17 protein-coding genes are annotated in these 19,453 nt (G+C 42.4%); 6 read left to right on the forward strand and 11 right to left on the reverse strand.

Annotation, left to right across the window (positions count from 1 at the left end; translation table 11 throughout):
* The first annotated feature begins 148 nt into the window (after positions 1 to 148).
* From MmiHf6_RS04360 to MmiHf6_RS04370, 3 genes are all read left to right on the forward strand, one after another.
* The gene (locus MmiHf6_RS04360; protein WP_316558483.1) at positions 149 to 412 is read left to right on the forward strand and encodes a metal-sensing transcriptional repressor; all 264 of its coding nucleotides are present in this window, start codon (positions 149 to 151) and stop codon (positions 410 to 412) included.
* 395 nt (positions 413 to 807) lie between these two features.
* Positions 808 to 2,772, forward strand: coding sequence for a heavy metal translocating P-type ATPase (locus MmiHf6_RS04365; RefSeq protein ID WP_316558484.1), 1,965 nt, complete (start codon positions 808 to 810; stop codon positions 2,770 to 2,772).
* Between the two features lie 140 nt (positions 2,773 to 2,912).
* On the forward strand, positions 2,913 to 3,203 hold the full coding sequence (locus MmiHf6_RS04370) for a hypothetical protein (RefSeq protein WP_316558485.1): 291 nt from the start codon (positions 2,913 to 2,915) through the stop codon (positions 3,201 to 3,203).
* A gap of 146 nt (positions 3,204 to 3,349) precedes the next feature.
* Here MmiHf6_RS04370 and MmiHf6_RS04375 read toward each other — a convergent pair whose 3' ends face one another.
* Positions 3,350 to 4,120, reverse strand: a complete 771-nt coding sequence (locus tag MmiHf6_RS04375) for a hypothetical protein (RefSeq protein ID WP_316558486.1) — start codon at positions 4,118 to 4,120, stop codon at positions 3,350 to 3,352.
* Between the two features lie 522 nt (positions 4,121 to 4,642).
* On the opposite strand from MmiHf6_RS04375, the gene MmiHf6_RS04380 reads away from it, so the two are divergent.
* Positions 4,643 to 4,855 (forward strand): hypothetical protein, encoded by a 213-nt coding sequence (locus MmiHf6_RS04380; protein ID WP_316558487.1) that lies wholly within the window; start codon positions 4,643 to 4,645, stop codon positions 4,853 to 4,855.
* Between the two features lie 235 nt (positions 4,856 to 5,090).
* Here MmiHf6_RS04380 and MmiHf6_RS04385 read toward each other — a convergent pair whose 3' ends face one another.
* Complete coding sequence (locus MmiHf6_RS04385; RefSeq protein ID WP_316558488.1) at positions 5,091 to 5,357, reverse strand: hypothetical protein; 267 nt, start codon at positions 5,355 to 5,357, stop codon at positions 5,091 to 5,093.
* A gap of 259 nt (positions 5,358 to 5,616) precedes the next feature.
* Here MmiHf6_RS04385 and MmiHf6_RS04390 point away from each other — a divergent pair, with 259 nt between their 5' ends.
* Complete coding sequence (locus tag MmiHf6_RS04390; protein WP_316558489.1) at positions 5,617 to 5,937, forward strand: hypothetical protein; 321 nt, start codon at positions 5,617 to 5,619, stop codon at positions 5,935 to 5,937.
* A 92-nt stretch (positions 5,938 to 6,029) separates the two neighbouring features.
* Here the strand turns inward: MmiHf6_RS04390 and MmiHf6_RS04395 are convergent, their stop codons facing one another.
* From MmiHf6_RS04395 to MmiHf6_RS04435, 9 genes are all read right to left on the reverse strand, one after another.
* On the reverse strand, positions 6,030 to 6,566 hold the full coding sequence (locus tag MmiHf6_RS04395) for an inorganic diphosphatase (protein WP_316558490.1): 537 nt from the start codon (positions 6,564 to 6,566) through the stop codon (positions 6,030 to 6,032).
* Positions 6,567 to 6,668: 102 nt separating this feature from the next.
* Positions 6,669 to 12,305: a DUF4011 domain-containing protein gene (locus MmiHf6_RS04400; protein WP_316558491.1), complete on the reverse strand. Its 5,637-nt coding sequence runs from the start codon at positions 12,303 to 12,305 to the stop codon at positions 6,669 to 6,671.
* Between the two features lie 628 nt (positions 12,306 to 12,933).
* Entirely contained in the window at positions 12,934 to 13,608 is a 675-nt protein-coding gene (locus MmiHf6_RS04405) for an ADP-ribosyltransferase (protein ID WP_316558492.1), read from the reverse strand.
* 152 nt (positions 13,609 to 13,760) lie between these two features.
* On the reverse strand, positions 13,761 to 14,894 hold the full coding sequence (locus MmiHf6_RS04410) for an aldo/keto reductase (protein ID WP_316558493.1): 1,134 nt from the start codon (positions 14,892 to 14,894) through the stop codon (positions 13,761 to 13,763).
* Between the two features lie 219 nt (positions 14,895 to 15,113).
* Positions 15,114 to 15,278: a hypothetical protein gene (locus tag MmiHf6_RS04415; protein ID WP_316558494.1), complete on the reverse strand. Its 165-nt coding sequence runs from the start codon at positions 15,276 to 15,278 to the stop codon at positions 15,114 to 15,116.
* Positions 15,260 to 15,520 (reverse strand): hypothetical protein, encoded by a 261-nt coding sequence (locus MmiHf6_RS04420; protein ID WP_316558495.1) that lies wholly within the window; start codon positions 15,518 to 15,520, stop codon positions 15,260 to 15,262. Before MmiHf6_RS04420 ends, MmiHf6_RS04415 begins: the two co-directional genes overlap by 19 nt.
* A 343-nt stretch (positions 15,521 to 15,863) precedes the next feature.
* A complete protein-coding gene (locus tag MmiHf6_RS04425; RefSeq protein WP_316558496.1) occupies positions 15,864 to 16,487 on the reverse strand; it encodes a DUF2150 family protein in 624 nt (207 codons plus the stop codon).
* Positions 16,488 to 16,639: 152 nt separating this feature from the next.
* The gene (locus tag MmiHf6_RS04430; RefSeq protein WP_316558497.1) at positions 16,640 to 16,873 is read right to left on the reverse strand and encodes a UPF0179 family protein; all 234 of its coding nucleotides are present in this window, start codon (positions 16,871 to 16,873) and stop codon (positions 16,640 to 16,642) included.
* Positions 16,874 to 17,156: 283 nt separating this feature from the next.
* Positions 17,157 to 18,203 (reverse strand): NAD(P)-dependent glycerol-1-phosphate dehydrogenase, encoded by a 1,047-nt coding sequence (locus tag MmiHf6_RS04435; protein WP_316558648.1) that lies wholly within the window; start codon positions 18,201 to 18,203, stop codon positions 17,157 to 17,159.
* Positions 18,204 to 18,543: 340 nt separating this feature from the next.
* On the opposite strand from MmiHf6_RS04435, the gene MmiHf6_RS04440 reads away from it, so the two are divergent.
* Positions 18,544 to 19,419, forward strand: a complete 876-nt coding sequence (locus tag MmiHf6_RS04440; protein ID WP_316558498.1) for a DUF63 family protein — start codon at positions 18,544 to 18,546, stop codon at positions 19,417 to 19,419.
* Positions 19,420 to 19,453 lie beyond the last annotated feature (34 nt).

The raw sequence follows: 19,453 nt of genomic DNA on the forward strand, positions 1-19,453 counted from the left end.
TCAATAGACCAATAATATAATCAGTATATTATTTCGTTTAAAAACGGACTCAATCGGCTTCATCGAACAATGTTTCGATAAGTAAATAAACTTTAATTACTTTTTAAGATAACAAGTTATACTTGAGAGGGTAATCATGAAAAAATGTATGGATTCTGAGAATTTACACAGGCGGATGAAAAAAATAATCGGCCAGTTAAACGCAATCGATAAAATGATTGACGAAGACGTGCCGTGCGAAGACATTCTCATTCAGATCAACGCCGCGAAAAACGCGCTTCATAAGGTCGGCCAAGTTGTTTTGGAAGGACATTTGAATCACTGCGTTCGCGAAGGAATCCAACACGGCGACGCGGAAAAAACAGTTGAGGAATTCGCAAAAGCGGTCGAACATTTCTCACGAATGTCTTAATTTTAAAATTTTTAAAAATTAAAATCTTAAAACGAATTTTCATTTTACCTTTTTATTTCATTTTTTGTTTCATTTTTATTTCATTATTTATTTTCGTCTTTTTTATTTCATCTCTCCGATTTCACAAATGCCGCCTTGGAAGCAGCGCCGCCGCGCGCGAACCGCACAAATTTTAATATTTTTTTTGAAAAACGCACCCGGGATGTGTTTTACAATTAAATTATTCCTTTTACGCCCGATTTAAGTATCTAATCTAAAAAGATTACAGTTGTAATTTTTGTGTTACACCCCCTATCATTAATTCACATTGAGTGTTACAAACAAAAAACTTTATATGCTATTTACCCATACCCCCATAGGTATAACAATTTCAGATTGTTCTTAAAGGGATCGATATGGGAAAAATAACAGAAATTTACGAAAATTTTTACGAAAAATATGAGGTTTATTTCGTCATCATTTCAATCATTTCTTTGATTGTCAGCTTTTTTGACATCGGAAATTTGCCGATCAATGCGGCATGGATTGCCGTTATTTTGTGCGGTCTTCCGATCATCAGAGAAGCATTTATCGGAATGGTTACGGAATTTGACATCAAAGCAGATTTGTTGGTATCACTTGCTTTGATTGCATCCGTTTTAATCGGCGAGCTGTTTGCCGCGGGCGAAATCGCCGTGATTATGACAATCGGCGCGATGCTTGAAGACAGAACCGTTGCAAAAGCGCGCGCAGGCATTGAAAAATTAGTTGAATTATCGCCGCAGACGGCACGTTTGTTAAAAGACGGCGCTGAAATGATTATTCCGAGCGCCGATGTTTTGAAAGGAAATCATTTGCGCGTTTTGGCCGGCGAAACCGTTCCGGCAGACGGGCACATCACAAGCGGTCACACCACCGTTGACCAATCCGTGATTACCGGAGAATCCCTGCCCGTTGACAAAGAAGTCGGCGACGAAGTTTTCAGCGGCACCGTCAACCAATTCGGAACATTTGACATGGTTGCTTCAAAATCAGGCGAAGACAGTTCGCTTCAGCGCATGGTCAAGCTTGTCGAATCCGCCGACGCCGAGAAAGCGAAATCCGTCAGAATCGCCGACAAATTCGCGACATGGATCGTCATTATTGCGCTCACCGCAGCCGCATTGACATGGTTTGCGACAGGTGAAGTGATTCGTGCCGTTACCATTCTTGTCGTTTTCTGCCCGTGCGCGCTTGTGCTGGCAACGCCGACTGCGATTATGGCCGCCATCGGAAATGTTACCAAATACGGCATCCTCGTCCGCGAAGGCGACGCGCTTGAACGCCTTTCCAAGACGACTAAGATTTTCTTTGACAAAACAGGCACGCTGACGCGCGGAAATCCTGTCGTGACCCGCATTCACATTTTGTCCGATGATTATTCGAATGATTTGCTTCTTCAAATCGCGGCGTCCGCCGAACTCAAATCGGAACATCCGCTTGGAAAAGCGATTGTCAAACATTACAAAGAAATTCGAGGCGCGTTGCCGATCGAACCCGAGGATACGGATATTGTTCCGGGACGCGGCGTCAAAGCCGATATCAGCGGAAAATCCGTTTTGGTCGGCAATGAAAAGCTTTTCAATAAATTCGATTTGCCGGTTCCCTCAGCGATTTCGGGAATTGCTCAAAAAGATCTGGACTGCGGCTCAACTGTCGTTTATATGACAATTGATTCTGTTTTTGTCGGATTTATTGTTCTTTCCGATACCGTTCGTACGGAATCTTCAAAAGTCGTCTCGGCAATTCAGGATGCCGGAATCGGCTGTGTCATGCTGACCGGAGATGGCCGCGCTTCTGCTCAATACATTGCAGGATCGGTCGGAATCAGTGAAGTGCTTTACGATTCGCTCCCCGAAGACAAGCTCAACGCAGTCAAAAAAGGCCGCGACGACGGCGAATTCGTTTGTATGATCGGCGACGGCATCAACGATGCGCCTGCTTTGAAATCGGCGAACACGGGAATTGCGATGGGCGGCATCGGAAGCGATATTGCGATTGACGCGGCAGACATTGTTTTGGTGAGCGACAACATTTCAAATTTGCCGCATTTGCTTTTGCTTTCGCGTAAAATGATGACGACGATCAAAATCAATTTCGCGTTTTCGCTCGGTTTGAATTTTGTCGCAATCATTTTGGCGATGACAGGTATTTTGACGCCTGTGACAGGCGCTTTGGTTCATAATCTCGGTTCCGTTTTGGTGATTATCAATTCGGCGTTTTTGCTGAACCGGAAACCTCAAAAGCTGAAAAAAGAAATCGGCGAGCCGCCGGTGCAGATGCCTGAGACCGAAACGCCGCTTTGCAAAAATGTTTCTGAAAAAGAGGCTTCAAGTTTTTGAAGGCTATTCTTTTTCTTTCCTTTTTTCTTTCTTTTTCTTTTTTTCTTTTTTTCTTTTTTCTTTCTGCTCTTACTTTTTTCTTATTCTTGCACCATTTATATACATTAACAAACATACAAACTTGCAGGAGGAAAAACAATATGAAAAAGATAATATTGATGATGACAGCACTCGTTTTAATTTCATTCATTGCGGCAGCTCCGGCTTTAGCGCATCACGGGTATTCCGTAAAAGAAGATAATTCGCAAGCAACGGCATGTTATAAAACGGACAAAACCGGGTATATTCATACCGCGGACTGTCTTGATAATGAAGCATGTATAAAAGGATACAATGACAAACACTGCAGCAGTTTATTGCAGTTTGCCGACAAGCATTTCAGTCATTTTTTCAAAAATAATGATTCAATCCGTATTCACGGACACTGCTGAATTTCATAAAGATTTGCAGATGTAAACCAAAAAAAAGGCTTCGAACGAATTGCTCGAAGCCGATTACTGTTTTTAATTTAATTCAATTTAATAATTAAACTTTTTTTAAGCATTTAATTATCAATTTTAAGCATTGATTGTCAATTTTAAGTATTGATTGTCAATTCGCCGCCGGCAATCGTAAAGGAAACGAAGTAACCGTTGACGTTAACGGCGTAAGTTCCGTCTTCCATACTGTCAAGCTGACCGATTGTGAACTGTTCTTCGCCCCATTTCATTTCCATTGTGGACGGACCGTCTTTGGTGATTAACGGGATGTAAATGTCGTATTCGCTGTCAGCGTTAAAACCGCCGGCAGTTGTGATGTTTGCCGTGTCAATGCTGTTTGCGCCGCCGCCGATTGCAACGACTGCGGTTGCGGTAATGTTGTTTCCGTCAACGGCAACAGTCACGCTGTCAATGTTGGCCGGTCTGAAAGAATACAATGTACCGTCAACAATTTCAAAGCCGAATTGGTTCATCGCATCGGTTTTACCGCCGACTGTCACTGTATAGTATGCGTCTTCTTTGAAGTCGCTTTTTTGTCCGAGGACAACAATGACATCTTCGAAACCGATGTCCATTGTGTTGATATCGCTTGATGAAGCCGTCGGAATGATGACGTTCACGTTGGATTTGTCGGCGTCGATGCTGACGGTAATGTTGTCTTTGTCAATGGACTGGCTGTGTGTTCCCATGATCATGACTGTCATTTGGGCGACAACGTTATCGCCGTCGGTATAAATAATCATAGACTGAACAGGCGCGGAGGCAACTGTTTCAGGGTCGGTTGCGTCGCCGGAGCCCAAGCAGCCGCTTGCAGCAACTGCCAAGACGGCAGCGGCGAGAACCGCGAAAATCATAAGCATTTTTTTCATAATTAATTCCCTCGATTGTTTTGTTTTTTTGTATAAATGTTTTGTATAAATGTTTTGTATAAACATTTTGTATTAACGTTTTTTTCCTTTTAGAAATCTGAAAAGAAACTTCGGCTGAAATATTTTTCAGCTCGGAAATATTGTTCCGGTTTCTTGATACCCCTAAAAGAAACTGTTTCTTTATAACCGTTCTCTAAATTGCGGTTTCGTTTGAAGTTATTTGTTTTTCAAAAGCCTGCGGCTTCGATTGTTTTTGATAGTTTTCCGAAATTAAAAAATGACAAATTGAAACGGAAAATGGCATAATAAAAAATCAAACCCAAACATCCAATTTTCAAAATCGGTGAACCCGAACGCCCGATAAAATTCTAAAAAAATGTTTTAGATTTCGATAAAAGAAGGCGTTCCCTTTTTGAAGAAATTGATGAAAAACGATGTTTCAATCGAAATAAATGTGAATTCAAAGACAAAATACCGCCCCCGCAAGTTGAGTTCCGGGCGGCGCGAAGCGGCGAACCAGACTTGAAACGAAGTTTCAAGTTTCTGAGCGAAGCGAAGAAACGAGACTTGGCGGATTCTTTCCCATGCGAAACGAAAATTCAAAAAACGTTCAGATATTTTGATTGCTTCCCGGCCATGCTAAGCCTGCCAATCAGCAACTGTTCTTTACTGCTGTCGGTTCCGGCTGAGCCTGCCAATCAGCAACTGTTTTTTACTGATGCCTGTCCCTGCTGAGCCTGCTAATCTGCAACTGTCTTTTATGGTTTCCGCCTGCACCTGCTCATTTTAATCGTAATCCGAAACATAATTGCGAACGCGCCGCCGACGCCTGCAGTTTTTTGTTTAGGCATGCAAATCAGGTTTGCGCCGCAACAGCCGCCGCCGCGCGCGAGCCGCTCCGCTTTTCATAAAAAATCGAAAAATAATCTGCTGTTTTTATTGAATATTCAATCAAACCCGAATTCGTTTTTTACAAACTTTTTAAAATTCGCAATCCGTTTTGAGTAAGAACGAAGTCTTTTTTGCCGTCTTCGGGTTCAAAAACAGTTTCAAACAATTGGATATTTTCTGTTTTTTGAACGCGCGGCGCCAAACCTAAGCGAACTTTCAGCAAAAGTTCTTCAGGAACCTCTTTTGAAGTAATCGGAATGCCGGGCGCTTCCAAAGCTTCATGTTTATGACGTTCCAATTTGTGTCTGAACTCATGCAACGTGTTTTTTTCAGCTTCTGTCAGCATAATTTTAACTTCGTTTTTAGCTATAGAATCAAATAAATATTATAATATTTTTGATTATACAGATTTATAGAATTGCTTTGAAAAACATTAAATCTTAAAGCAGCATTCAAGAATTTATCATGCCGAATATGAAGGTCAACGGAAGGAAAGTCTATGTTAAGCCGATTTATTGGGCGATATTCTGGACTTCAAAATTAATTATTCTCATTTTAGCCACGATTTTTGTTCTCAAAGAGTTTACCGACGTTTTAGACGGGGTATGGTTTTTTTAAAAAAATTTTGCTCGGCTTCGCCTCACAAAATTTCAGGGCGGGGGGAGTCTGTCTCTGCAGAAAAATCGCTTCGCGATTTTTTATGGCTTCGCCTGAGCAACTGTGAATCTGTTTTAGTTTACCGGCTTGGAGTCAGGTTTCTGTTTCCGATGGGAGGGAGGTTTCTGTTTCCGACGGGAGGGAGGTTTCTGTTTCCGATGGGAGGGAGGTTTCTGTTTCCGATGGGAGGGAGGTGTTTATTGAAAAAATCGCTGCGCGATTTTTTCCGCCGACGGCAGCGCCGCGCCCGCGAATCGCACCAATTTTAACAAAAAAATCAAAATGATCCGCGAATTTTAAAACAAAAAATATCGAAAAACAACCGACCGTTTTTAAAAATAAATCAAAAAGGAAACGAGAGTTATCTCTCGCTTTTTAAAATCTTGTTGTAATATTCAATATACTCGGCAATCAATTCTCTTGCCGCTTCCGCGCCTGAAACGCTCTCAATAATCGTCTTTTTGCCCTCAAGTTCTTTATACACTTCAAAAAAGTGCATCATTTCATCCGCGATGTGTTTGGGCAAGTCTTTGATTTCCTTGTAGCCGTTGTAAGTCGGATCGCCGAAAGGAACGGCAATGATTTTCTCGTCTTTGGAACCGCTGTCCGTCATCGTAATGACGCCGATCGGATAGCAGGAAACGATTGAAAGCGGAATCAAATTCTCGCTGCAAAGCACCAAAACATCTAACGGATCGTCATCCATCGCAAGTGTTCTCGGAATAAAACCGTAGTTTGCGGGGTAATGCGTTGATGTGTAAAGAACGCGATCCATCATCAAAAGACCCGTTTCCTTATCAAGTTCGTATTTGATTTTGCCGCCTTTCGGAATCTCGATGCAGGCGCAAAAATTGTCCGGCTGAATTCTCTCGGCCGGCATATCATGCCATATGTTCATTTTTAATCCTCGTTTTGTATTTTTTGTTTTGATTTCTTGTTTTTCTATTTCTTGTTTTTCTATTTCTTGTTTTTCTGTTTCTTGCTTTTCTGTTTTGTTTTATTATTCGTCCAAATAAATTTTGCCGTTTGGCAAATGAACGATTTTGCCGTCCTTGACGGCCTTATTGACAACGCCTTCGATCTTTTCCTTGACCGCCGGTCTCATGATTTTAAAACCGAAAATTTGAGAAACTTTCTTCACCAACTGATCCTGCGGCGTCGAATACTGTGTTTTCAAAACATAAATCGTTGCCTGAAGAATTTCTTCTTCCGAAATCCAATCAATATTAAGCAAATCGCCTTCTCTCTTTCGGACAATACAGCCCTTCACTTTCGGCGGCCACAGGAAATTGCCGCGGACGCGGATGTAATTGGATTTTTCAGCCGATGAAATTTCACGGATAATCATATCGCGCATCGCTTTCGTCAAACGCTTGACATCGCAGCGTTGTTTGATTTCCAAAATCAATTGTTCCTTATGAATCGGACCTTCGTGGCTCACGATTTCAACGATTTCATGTTCCATCTTGTGGCGCGGGATCTCAAGCAGATTTTCAGTCGACGGCAAATCAATTTTCGTGTAAGGCGCGTAATCCGGAACACCGTTTTGAATCAGCGGCTCAACATTCATCAGCTGTTCATCAGTAATGTCTGCCGGCATCTTTTTCATGTCGCCGAAAAGATTGTCGTATTCTTCATCCTCGTCATAACCGTCATCCATGTCGAGTTCGCCGTCATCGTTTAGGTTGACAACTTCGGGTTCGAATTCCGGTTCGAGTTCAGACTCTGAAGCCGGAACAGCCTTTTCCTTTTTCGGCTTTTCCGTTTTCACTTTTTCGGGACGATATTCAATGACTTCTTCTTGAATCTCTTCTTGAATATTTTCTTGAATCGGCTCTTTATTTCCAAAAATAACGTCGTCAGAAACTGTTTCAATTTCCGAAACAGCTTCATCAGAAACAATGTCAATTTCGTCAGAAATCGGTTCAACTTCAATTTCGGATTCTGTTTCTTCGATTTCATCTTCAGCTTTTAATTTATCTTCAATGATCGGCTCCGACTTTTCATCCGTTTCCGCCGGCGTTTCGTTCGCGGCCGCGTTAATTTCTTTGATAATTTCAATTTCTTCGACAACTTCGATTTCTTCAATTGAATCTTCATCGGACAAATCATTTACAACAACAGCCTCATCAACAATCCCATCAACCGTTTCGACAATGACTTCTTCGACAGAACCGGCAGATTCGGATTCGCCTTCCTCCGCTGCTTTTGCTTTCTTCAAAGCATCCGCCTCATCCATTTCTTTCTGCTGTCTGCGGCTTTCAGCCTCGCGTTCATTGATGATTTGAATCATTTTTTCGATTTCTTTCTCATCGGTAACCGTCACGGTGACCTCTTCGTCATCAAATTCGAATTGAACCGGCGCTTCAATCTTTTTGGCATTCTCCTTCGCTTTTTCAATCGCGTCAAGCAAATTTTTCTTCGCTTTCTGCGGATTCAAATACCAATCCGTTGACCAAACGCGATAAAGCTGCCAGCCGAGTCCCGTCAGAACATCATGTCTTAAACGGTCACGGTCGCGGGCAACGCGGGAGTTGAAATACTGCGGGCCGTCACACTCGATTCCGATAATGTAATGTCCCTGAATTTCCTCATTCACGATCGCCATATCCATTTTGTAGCCGGCGCATCCGATTTTCTGATGGATCGTAAAACCGTTTTCACGCAGGAACGTCGCAACAGATTCATCAAACGTCACTTCATCCGGTTCGTATTCCGGCGTCTTGCAGACAAATGCTTTCGTTTCCGCGTATTCCAAGAATGATTTGAGAACACGAAGACCGGCCGGGTCGTCATCGCCGACATGTAAATCAATTGACGTGAAGTTGGAGAAAATAACACATTTCTCTCTCGCGCGCGTGAACAGCACATTCAAACGGCGTTCTCCGCCGTCCCTGTTGAGCGGACCGAAGTTCTTGGACAAGCGTCCTTCCTGATCGAAACCGAAGCCGATGCTGACGAAAATCACATCTCTTTCATCGCCCTGAATCGTTTCAATGTTTTTGACCATGAAATTTTCACCCTTCTCGTTGGTGAAATATTTTTCAAAGCCCGGACTGTTTTTAACAAGCGCCTCCACTTCTTTTTGGATCGCTTCCTGCTGCTTCACGTTAAACGTTCCGACCATCAATGTTTTTTCGGGGAATTGAATAAAGTGGCGCATCACTTCCTGCGCGACAACACGCGCCTCTTCCCGATTTACACCCGTTTTTCCGCGTTCGTAAACGGAATTTTTGATATGACGGAACTGAAGGCCCATATTTCTGTCTTCATGAAGCGGCGACGGATAAACATACAAATGGTTGCCGTAGAATTCATTATTGGAAACCGCAATCAAAGATTCGTGGCGGCTTCTGTAGTGCCAGCGAAGCGTCTTGTACGGGAAACTGCGCTTGCAGATGTTTAAAACACTTTCCACATCGGAATAAAATGAAGCGTCTTCACTGTATTCGTCGTCCGACTCCAATAAATTTTCAAAGAACGTGGTCGGCGGCAGCTGCTTTGAATCGCCCATCACAACAACCTGCCGTCCGCGCAGCAGCGCGCCGAGCGCGTCTTCGGGTCTGACCTGACTGGCTTCGTCAAAAATAACGACGTCAAAAGACGTGTTCTGCGGTTCCAGATATTGCGCAATCGAGAGCGAACTCATCATGAAACACGGTTTGATCTTTTGGATCAGTCCGCCCGCGCTTGACATCAAACGGCGGATCGGCATATGCGCTTTTTTCTTGTTGAATTCGTTGAGAAGGATTCCCGCTTCGGATTCTCTTGACGCGCCGACATAAATCTGCGGCATCCGCTTGTAAATTTCGGCGTTGACGCGTTCTCTGTTTTTGACAATAACTTTTTCATCCAATTCCGAAAACTTGTGAATTTTATTTTCATGAACCTCTTTGATGAACGTTGAAAGAACGCGCTTTTTCATAAACTCCGCGCGCAAAACGCCATCGGCATAGTTTCCTTTGAATGTCTGGACCAAATCTTCCGGCAGAACTTCATTTTCATTGATGTAGGGAACCATCGGCGCCGCAACGGTTTCCAAACAGTTTTCACGATATAAAAGGAACTGACTCCACAAAACAAGAGACGGGAGCTGTGTGTCCCAAACATGAAGAATATTGCTGAGCTGTTTGACGGTAAGCGTTTCTCTGAATACATTTCCGTTTGCCGTCAATTCATACTTTTTCTTCTGCGGAATCTTGACCGCGTCTTCGGGATTGTTCGGCTCTTCCACTTTTATGAGACCGCCGTCTTCTTCACGGTTTTCGGGCGCCGCGATTTCAACTTTGGATTCTTTTTGAGGCAGAATTTCTCGGACATGCTTTTCATTGAAGAATAAATCCGGATCGGCGCCGATCATGTTGACGAGTTTCATCACAGCGACATCTAAATATTCTCTTTCCGTCACAATATTTTCAATGGCGGCTTCGAGCGCCGGACCGTTGATGCCGCGCTCAATGCAGTCGTATGTGCTGTCGGTGACCTTGCCATCGCTTTCCAAGACGTCAAAGAGAACGATCCAGTCATAAAACGATTCCAAACGGGCGGGGTCGGCAAGTCCGGCTTCCCAGTGCGCTCCGAAAAGAAGAATCGCTTTGTGTTTGGAATTTTCAAGTTCGCGTTCCAAATCCGTGAATTCCAGAACCAATTGAACATCTCTTTTGAGATCGGCATCGCTTTTATCAGTGCGTTTGATGTAGCAATTTTGAATGCGGGCTTTAGAATCTTTAAAGCTGCTGTCCATGAATTTGAGGAACTTGCCTGCTTTTTTCATGTAACTTTCAACATCTTCTTCAAAAATCTGAGACGTGAATATTTCTTCGATCTGCTGTTCCAATTCACTGTAGCGGCGCGCTTTTTTCATCAGTTCTTTCTGCGTGCCGCGCTCTTTCATACTTTGATTTTTCAAAACATCGCGGCTGATTTTCGGCGCGTTTTGGAATGTTTCGATATGATTGATAAATTGATCCAATTCGTTGATGGAAGCAGGCGCTTCAAGACCTGTTTCGGCGACAATTGCGTCCACGCTGTCGCTGACGGCTTTTGCGCGGCGTGAAATATCTTCCAAAACGCGTTCGATGTCCTGTAAATCGGGCGGCAGAATGATTCCCGGGCGAACGTCTCGCCACGGATTTTCTTTAACGCCGCCGACGCCCGGAAGCGCATCGCCGATTTTTTCCAAAATTGAAACGGCTTCCGTCCATTGTTTTCGGCTCCATTTTTCGGGATTATTGAATTCAATGTGCGCCATTCTTCTTTTGTTGACGTTGAAATAATGCGTGACATCTTCGCGGATACCGTAAATATCGTAAACGGTGTGACCGATCGGGCCGACGGTTTGACTGAGCGTTTTGGCGTATTCGTTGAGCTCGTATTTGAGATTTTCAAGTTCGGCCAAATCCTGCGCGTAATTTTTCTCTGCCGGCGGCTGGCGCTTTAAAGTGCGGTCAAGTTCGTCCAAAACGGCTTTTTTCTGCGCTTTGTGGCTGTGCATTTCCAAAACCATGTCGCCGAGACCGATGGCATCCAATCTTTTCTTAACGACTTGAAGCGCAGCCATTTTTTCACTGACAAAAAGAACGCTTTTGCCGCTCATGAGAAGTTCGGCAATTAAATTTGTGATCGTTTGTGATTTTCCCGTCCCGGGCGGACCTTCGACAACGAGGTTTCTGCCGGCTTTGACATCTTCGATGACTGAGATTTGAGAAGAGTCGGCGTTGACGATGTGATAAACGGAATCCGTGCTTAATTTTAAATCGACTTCGTTTTCGGCAAAGCCGCCGTCGTAATTTTCATCGGACGGATTGAAAACCTGATTGATGAGCGGATGGGTTTCGGGACCGTGTCCCTCGGGCCAGATTTTTGGATCCAGGTCTTTATACATGACGAATTTTTTGAAATTGTAAAAGTCGACATTTGCTTCGCGGACGATTTCCCAGTCTTTTTTATCGGAAATCAAGTCGTCAACGGCTTTGAGATAAAATTCAACGGCTCCTTTATCGTCGGCGCCGAAGAATTCGGGCAGTTCCAAACCGAATTCTAAGAGTTTGGCTTTGAGCGTGATGGAGGCGAAAATGTCATCGCCCGTCCACTGAACGGTAAATCTTCTTTTGGGACCGACGCGTTTGAATTCAACAGGAATGAGAATCAAAGGTGCTTTGAATGTTTTTTTCGTTCCGTCGGTCCATTTTAAAAATCCGACGGCCATGTAAAGAATCGGATAACCCTGTTCTTCAAAAACGGCGATGGATTGGTTGTTTGTATAAAAAAGGCGTTCTTCGAGTTCATCGACATGATACGGCGTTTCCAAGCTGATCGTCGCGTTTTCTTTTCCTTCTTTTTTCTTCATCAATCCTTTTAAAAATCCGGATTCTTCATCGTCATCGGAAACGGCGGCATCGGCGGCATCGGCAGCATCTTCCGCTCCTTTTTTCTTTTTTCGGACAGCGTTCGGGTCGGCTTTAAACCGCATCGTTTTTTCCTGAACAACCAAAATATCGTAAATTTCGGCGATATTTTCATTTTTAATTTCGACCGTTCTTTTGACGGACGGTTTGTAATTTAAAAGATTATTTGTCAAGGATAAGTCCAATAATTTTTGTCTGAGGAGTTCGAGTTCTACTTTAACGTCAACCATGAATGATACCTTCCCAAAGGAGACTGTTAACGGGTTTGCCGATGATAATTTTTAAAAAGAAGTGAAACGCGGATTGAATTGTTTCAATTTATTTGAATTGTTCAAATGTTTCAGTTTTTTCCAACTTTTTGGTTTTTAAAGAGTTTTATGCATTATTATTCTAAGAATAAAAGAATAGAGGAATGCTTCTATATAAGGTTTATTTCAAAAATCCTTGACGGGAAAAACAAAATATCGTTTTTGATTCTGTTTAATTTTTAAAACATGCAAGATCTTTTCGATTATTTTTAAAATGAGACACCCCTTATTGAATGTTTTTAGGAATTTGTGAGGCTCGCGCGCGGCGGCGGTTGCCGGCGGAAGTCTGCTGATCGAGGCAACCGGAACCCTGACCGCGGTAACAATTAATTGTAAAAGACAATTACAAAATTGCTTTTGCTTTTGTTTTTATTTCGATTATAAATCACAGAAACATTTGCGTTCGCCGCGTTCATATTCATTCTGCTATTCCCAATCAGCGTTCGCTTCTTCCAGCAATTTTCGGATTTCTTCTTCTTCTTCGGGAGTCGGTTCAGGTGCTTTTCCTATATATCTGAATATTTCAGAAGCATATTCTCTTTGCATTTCGTCACTTCAAAATTTCTTCAATAGTAATCACAGTAACTTCCATATTTAAAGATTCTTCGTATTGTTTTTTTATTTCAATGATTTTATATCTTGTTTTTCTCGGACGTAACATCTCACATTCTGTTTCATCAATATACAAAGCTTTCATTTGTTTTTTCAGTTTTAATCGAAAAATTATCGGATTCTGCGGATTTGTGTATTGATATGCAATTGATTTTTTCAAACTGAAACTTCCGAATGCTTCGTCTTCAAACTCATCTTGTCTGATGATTTTTTTGAGCCAATCTATATCGTAAACGCCCCTGTAAACAAACAGCTCTCCATGAATTTCACTTTTCTCAATCGCTGAATCTATATTGTTGACATTGAAATTGATCAATTCTTTTTCAAAATATGTTCTTTCATCATAAAACATTTGAAATCTGCAGCATGAATTGATCATGTAACACCAAGGCTTTTCTTTCATCGTTTCGGGAACCTTACAGCTCCAATCTTCTTTCTGTTCATTCCAATAATGAACATCCTGATAGTTTCCGATGCAAACTTTTTCTTCGTTCGTCAAATCAGATCTTTCAAAATACGGTTTAAATCGTTTAGCCCGATATTCTTCCTGCCTTTCACGAACAAAAGGAAGGGAAACCGTAAAGTCTTCCGGCAGTGTCATTTCTTTTTTCATAGACTGCCTGTCATTTTTTCAAATGATAAAGCCGCCGATTTTTTCAAAAACGAAAGGTTTAAAAAAGATTTTAAAAACAAATTAAAAATGAATTAAAAGTAAATTGAAAATGAAATGAATGAACAAAAAACGGAATATTCAATACCAATAACTTACTCAGCCGCAAATTCCGCAATTTTTTTCATTTCTTTCGGAATATCGATTCCTTGCGGACATTTCGGCAGACAAACGCCGCATCCGGTACAATTGTGCGCCTGCCGCTCTTCGCCGATCCACGCATATTCGGAAAGGAATCTGTTTTTGTCGGTGTCGCCGCGAACAAAATATTGATTGTATTTGTCAAAGACTTTCGGGATGTGAACGCCTGACGGGCATTCCATGCAGTAGCGGCAGTAGGTGCAGGGAATTTTAAAAGAAGATTGGTATTCTTCGACCGCTTTTTCAATGATTTCATGATCATGCTCGTTGAGCGGGCTGAAATTTTCAATCGTTTTGACATTATCTTTGACTTGTTCCATGTCAGACATGCCGCTTAAGACTGTTAACACATTCGGAAATGTTGCAGCATATCGAATCGCCCACGACGCGATGCTTGCGTTCGGGTCGGCGTTTTTCAAAATATTTCTTGCGTTTTTCGAAAGTGTTGCAAGAGATCCGCCGCGAACGGGTTCCATGACGATTATCGGAATTTTGCGTTCGTTTAATATTTCATATTGACGCTTTGCATCTTGAATTGTCCAATCTAAATAATTTAATTGGATTTGAACAAAATCCCACTCATATTTGTCTATGTCTGCTACGGTTTCCAAAAAATCAGGACTGTCGTGAAATGAAAAACCGATGTATCGGATTTTTCCTTCGGCTTGTTTTTGTTTCAAAAAATCGTATATTTTCAGATTTTCCGCCATTTCAAAATGCTCTCGATTGAGATTATGAATCAAATAAAAATCAAAATAATCAACTTTGCATTTTTGGAGCTGTTCTTCAAAAATACGCTCGACATCCGCTTTCGTTTCGGCTCTCCACGGCGGCATTTTGTCTGCTAAATAAAAACTTTCGCGCGGATATTTGGACAAGGCTTCTCCGATAAAAATTTCCGACTCGCCTTCGTGATACATGTAAGCGGTGTCAAAATAGTTCACGCCGTGCGCGATTGCGTAATCGACCATTTCCTGTCCGGTTTTATAATCGATTTCCTGCGTCTCGTCAGACGCTCTCGGAAGCCGCATCGTTCCGAATCCGAGCAGTGAAATCTTTTCGTTATTTTTGAACAGCCGATTTTCCATAGTCTTCTTTCGTCGTTTTTCTTATAAATTGTTGCCGTTTTGATTTAAAAATGAGGATTGGATTAGGATATATTTTGAAAAAACGGGTACGGTTTGGAATTATTTTTGAAAAAACGGGTTGAATTGAAATTATTTTTGAAAAAACGGGTTGAATTGAAATTATTTTTGAAAAAACGGGTTGAATTGAAATTATTTTTGAAAAAACGGGTTGGATTGAAATTATTTTTGAAAATCGGGTTGGATTGAGATTGTTTTTTGAAAAATGGAGCGGCTCGCGCGGCGGCGGGCAGCTGCGGCGGTTGCCGGCAGCGGCAAGCTGAGAGGCGGCGGCAAACAGAAACCTGACCGGCAGCAGAAACACAAACCTAAAGGTAGCGGCGGCACGTTCGCGAATGCGAACGGATTATTATAAAAAAGAGCAGATGCAGGCAGCAGCGCAAACCTGACCTGTGGCGGCACAAACCGCCCGCAACGGCAACATTAAAAAACAGTTGCAGACGAGCAGGCTCAGCCGGGAGCTGACCGCAAAATACAGTTGCAGACGAGCCGACCTGTTCAGCGCCGAATGCAATTGAAAAAGCAGAGCGTTTTAATTTTTTTATTTTCGTATGGAAAGAATCCGCCAAGTCTCGATTCCCTTCACTTCGTTGCGGGAATCTCAACTTGCGGGGGACGGTTTTTGAAATAATATCAATCAAAAATTAATTGAAACATCGTCTTTCATCAAAATTATTCAAAACCGGAACGCCTTCCTTTTAATAAAGTCTAAAAATTTAAGATTAGGATTTTATCGGGCGTTCAAGCTCACCGATTTCTGAAAATTGGATGTTTGGGTTTAATCTCAAAAGAAAAAAAGAACATTGGCTTCGTTTTTTGAAAAATATGAAAAATGAAATATGAAAAATGAAATATGAAAAATGAAAAAGAGAAAAGCGAAGATTAAGAAAAATCAAAAAACTTATGACAGCCTTAATCTTTTTCATCATCAACTTCATCGAAGTTCTTGTAACTGTCCGACCCGACCATCGCGGCGGCAATTGAATCGATGCCGTCTAACCATTCGGCGACAATACTTTCTTCGGGAAGGATTGTTAAATATTCTTCATCAAACGGCTCGCCGCCGATGACCATCGCGCCGACGTTTGCGATAATCATGAACGCGGTGTCCATGTCTTCGGCAACTTCCGCGGCGCCGGCTTCTTTGATTAATTTTTTGATGTCGGCTTTCTTGTCGTAATCTTCAAGGAAATACGCTTCAAAAGCAGCCATTGAACAGTTCAAAGAGTCCTGAACGGACATAATCATAATGTCGGCGTCTTCTGAAATCGGCGGGACTTCTTCCAAAACGATATCCTGAATCGTTCCGAGAATGTCAAGCGCGCCTTCCGCATCTGTTGCACCTTTTTCAAAGCGGGCCGCGACTTTCAGGCAGGAAAGAATAACGTCGTCTGCCATGTTTACGAAAATCATCGCGCTCTTTTCAGCTTTTTCTTCATCTTCCAAAGAAAAGCCCGCTTCTTTTATTTGGGAAATCCAGTTGTCCCATCTGGCTTTTGAATAAAATTCATAATAAGGCATATTTTTTTCAGCCATTTCTTCACCTTTCTCAATGAAATTTGATAAATTGAATTTTTTATTTTAAATTTAAATTTTTTAAATTTTAATATGATATTTTAAGATTAAATCAGATTGATAAGAATTATTCCTAACACAAAGCTTACTCGCTTAAACCTTTTTCCGTCCTGTTAGTCAACGCTGATGACGTCAACTGCCAAAACGCCGCCGTCGTGAAGCGCGCATTTCAGCAAATTATCATTTCGAACGGAAACGATTTCATATTTTTTGCCCGAATCCAAATTCAAGCAAGTGCCGCGAATGTTGCATCTTTTGCATTCATCCTTTTCGCCCATGAAGAAAAACGTCTCGCCGGGCTTTGCCAAACGGGAACCGATCACCGTTAATTTTGTCGCCTCTGTCATATCTTTTCAATCCTTTTCATTCAATCCTTTCGTTTTCGTATAATCCCAATAAAATAATTAATAATCCGATAAGTGTTAAGTGTTTTTGATCAGTATTAAGCGTTTTAATTCTGTAAATTCACTAATCAATTTCTTTACATTTGAATGTTCGCCGTAAACCTTTTGAATGAAAAGATTCAGCCGTTTCCATTCATGCTCATATTTCTGTTTTGAATCATTCTCATTTTGAATCATTCTCATTTTGAATCATTCTCATTGAGAAACCATTTGTTTCGATTCTTTTTCAGTCTGAGATGACTTTCGTCACGGAAGCCATTTTTTCAGCCGCAGAAAGCGTCAAGCCGCCGCCGAGAATCGTGTAGCGCTCGGGCCGAATCGTATGAGCGCGAAGCAGCGCTTCAATAATTTCTTCGTCTTCGATTCCCATTTCGCGTGCGGATGTCGGCGCGCCGATTTGCTGAAGCGAATTGCGGATTTTTTCCCAGTCGCCGCCGTGCAGATACATCATCATGATTGACCCGACAGCGCACTGCTCGCCGTGCAGCGCCGGCTTCTTTGCAATTCTGTCAAGCGCGTGACTGAACATATGTTCCGATCCCGATGCCGGTCGGGACGAGCCTGCAACGCTCATTGCGGCGCCGCTGAGCACAAGCGCTTTGACCGCAATTCTTGCCGAACTTTCAAGCCCGGGGCGAATCAGCGTTGCCGAGTTTGAAATCATGTCCGCGCTCATGTAAGCCATCATCGACGCCGACTTGCTGAACGGTTCGTTTTGATGGCGGGAAGCGAGTTCCCAGTCCAAGACGGACGTGTAATTGGAAATGACATCGCCGCAGCCGGCCGCAAGCAGCCGGAAAGGCGCTCTTGAAATAATTTCCGTATCGGCAATCACGGCAATCGGCGCCTGCGCTTCAACGGATTCTGATTTGCCGTCCGAATGAATCGACGCGCGCGCGGAAACGATTCCGTCGTGCGACGCGGCTGTCGGAATGCTGATGAACGGAACATCGCAGTTTTTGGAAGACAGCTTCGCCAAGTCAATGGACCGGCCGCTGCCGACCCCGAGGAAACAGTCGGCTCCAAGTGCCGCGCCTGCTTCTGTAATCTTTTTCACTTCTTCCGGAGATGCTTTTTCGGAAACACAAATCTCACAGACGCCGCCGTTGTTTTCAATCATTTCCAAAATCTGCTTTCCTGCAACGTCAAGCGTATTTTTACCGGTGACCAAAAGCACTTTTTCGCTGATTTTCAATTTGTTCAAAACGTCGGGAACATTGTTCAAAACGTTTTTGCCGATCAGAATTTCTCTCGGAAATTCCATCCATTTCATGGCCGCCGCTTCATCTTCGCGCCAGTCGGCAGACAGTTGTTCCTCATTGTGTTTCATTATCATGATTGCAGCCTTTACAGTTTTCGCTTTTAAGCTCAAATTAAGCTTAAAATAAGCTTATTAATTTTTATCAAATATGACCTTTTAAATATAAAACCTATAGGTTGCCGCTTTTGTAAAGGTTTGATTTAATATTTGTAGTAGATTTGTAGTAGATTTGGAGTAGATTCGGAGTAGATTTGGAGTAATAATGATTTTTATAGAACTTGTCCGATTTATTCCTTAATATTATCTTTCTTTGAAAAATTAATCATTTTTTCAGGCGCGGGGATTTCCGATTATGTCTTTTATTGATTCCGTTATTGCTTTCATTCAAACATATTACATTGACCCGATCATTACCGATTCGGGCTACAATATTTTCAATACAGTCACGTGGGCAATTATTTTAGGAATTGCCGTTTATTTGCTGATTACGGCGCTTCAAAAGATGAATATCAAAATCGACGCAAAATCGCTGGCTGCAACGCTTCCTTTCGTGATTGCCGGCGCGTCCCTTCGCGTCGTTGCCGACACGGGAACCATTTCTCCGCCTTACAGTTACATTCTGATTACGCCCAACATTTATTTCTTTGTCTTTTTGTTGACCGCGGCTTGTTTAGGCGTTTCGCTGCTGCTTCAAAAATACAAAGCGGTTAAGTCTTTCCATCTGCCGTACGCGCTTATGGGATGTCTGTTTATTCTAATCGTTTATTTCATTTTGTTTTCCGTCGGAACGGTTGCCAATTGGTGGGTGCCGTTTGCGGTTGCAATCATCGGCATCGGCGCCGCCGCAATTGTCGGCATTGTCGCCAAAAAAGCCGGGAGCGCACTCTTCTCCGACAAAATGAATCTCATGATTTTAGCGTCTCATTTGATGGACGCAACTTCGACAGTCATCGGAATTGAAGTTTTCGGATATGTTGAAAAGCACGTCGTTCCGGCTTATTTGATTGAACTGACGGGAACCGCGCTGATTATGTATCCGCTGAAACTGATTATTTTCTTCTTAGTCGTTTATATGCTGGATGTCGTTCTCGAAAAAGCGATGGCGGGTGAAAGCGACAAAGAGAAAGGACAGATGGGGCAGATCAAAAACGCCATCAAATTCGTGATTATCATTCTCGGTTTGGCGCCCGGAATCCGAAATTCGATTCGATTGTTTTTCGGAATTTGATTTGATAAGGAATTTCAATTGAATTAATTCTCAG

Origin of the sequence: Methanimicrococcus hongohii, assembly GCF_032594095.1 — an archaeon.
GTDB lineage: Archaea > Halobacteriota > Methanosarcinia > Methanosarcinales > Methanosarcinaceae > Methanimicrococcus > Methanimicrococcus hongohii.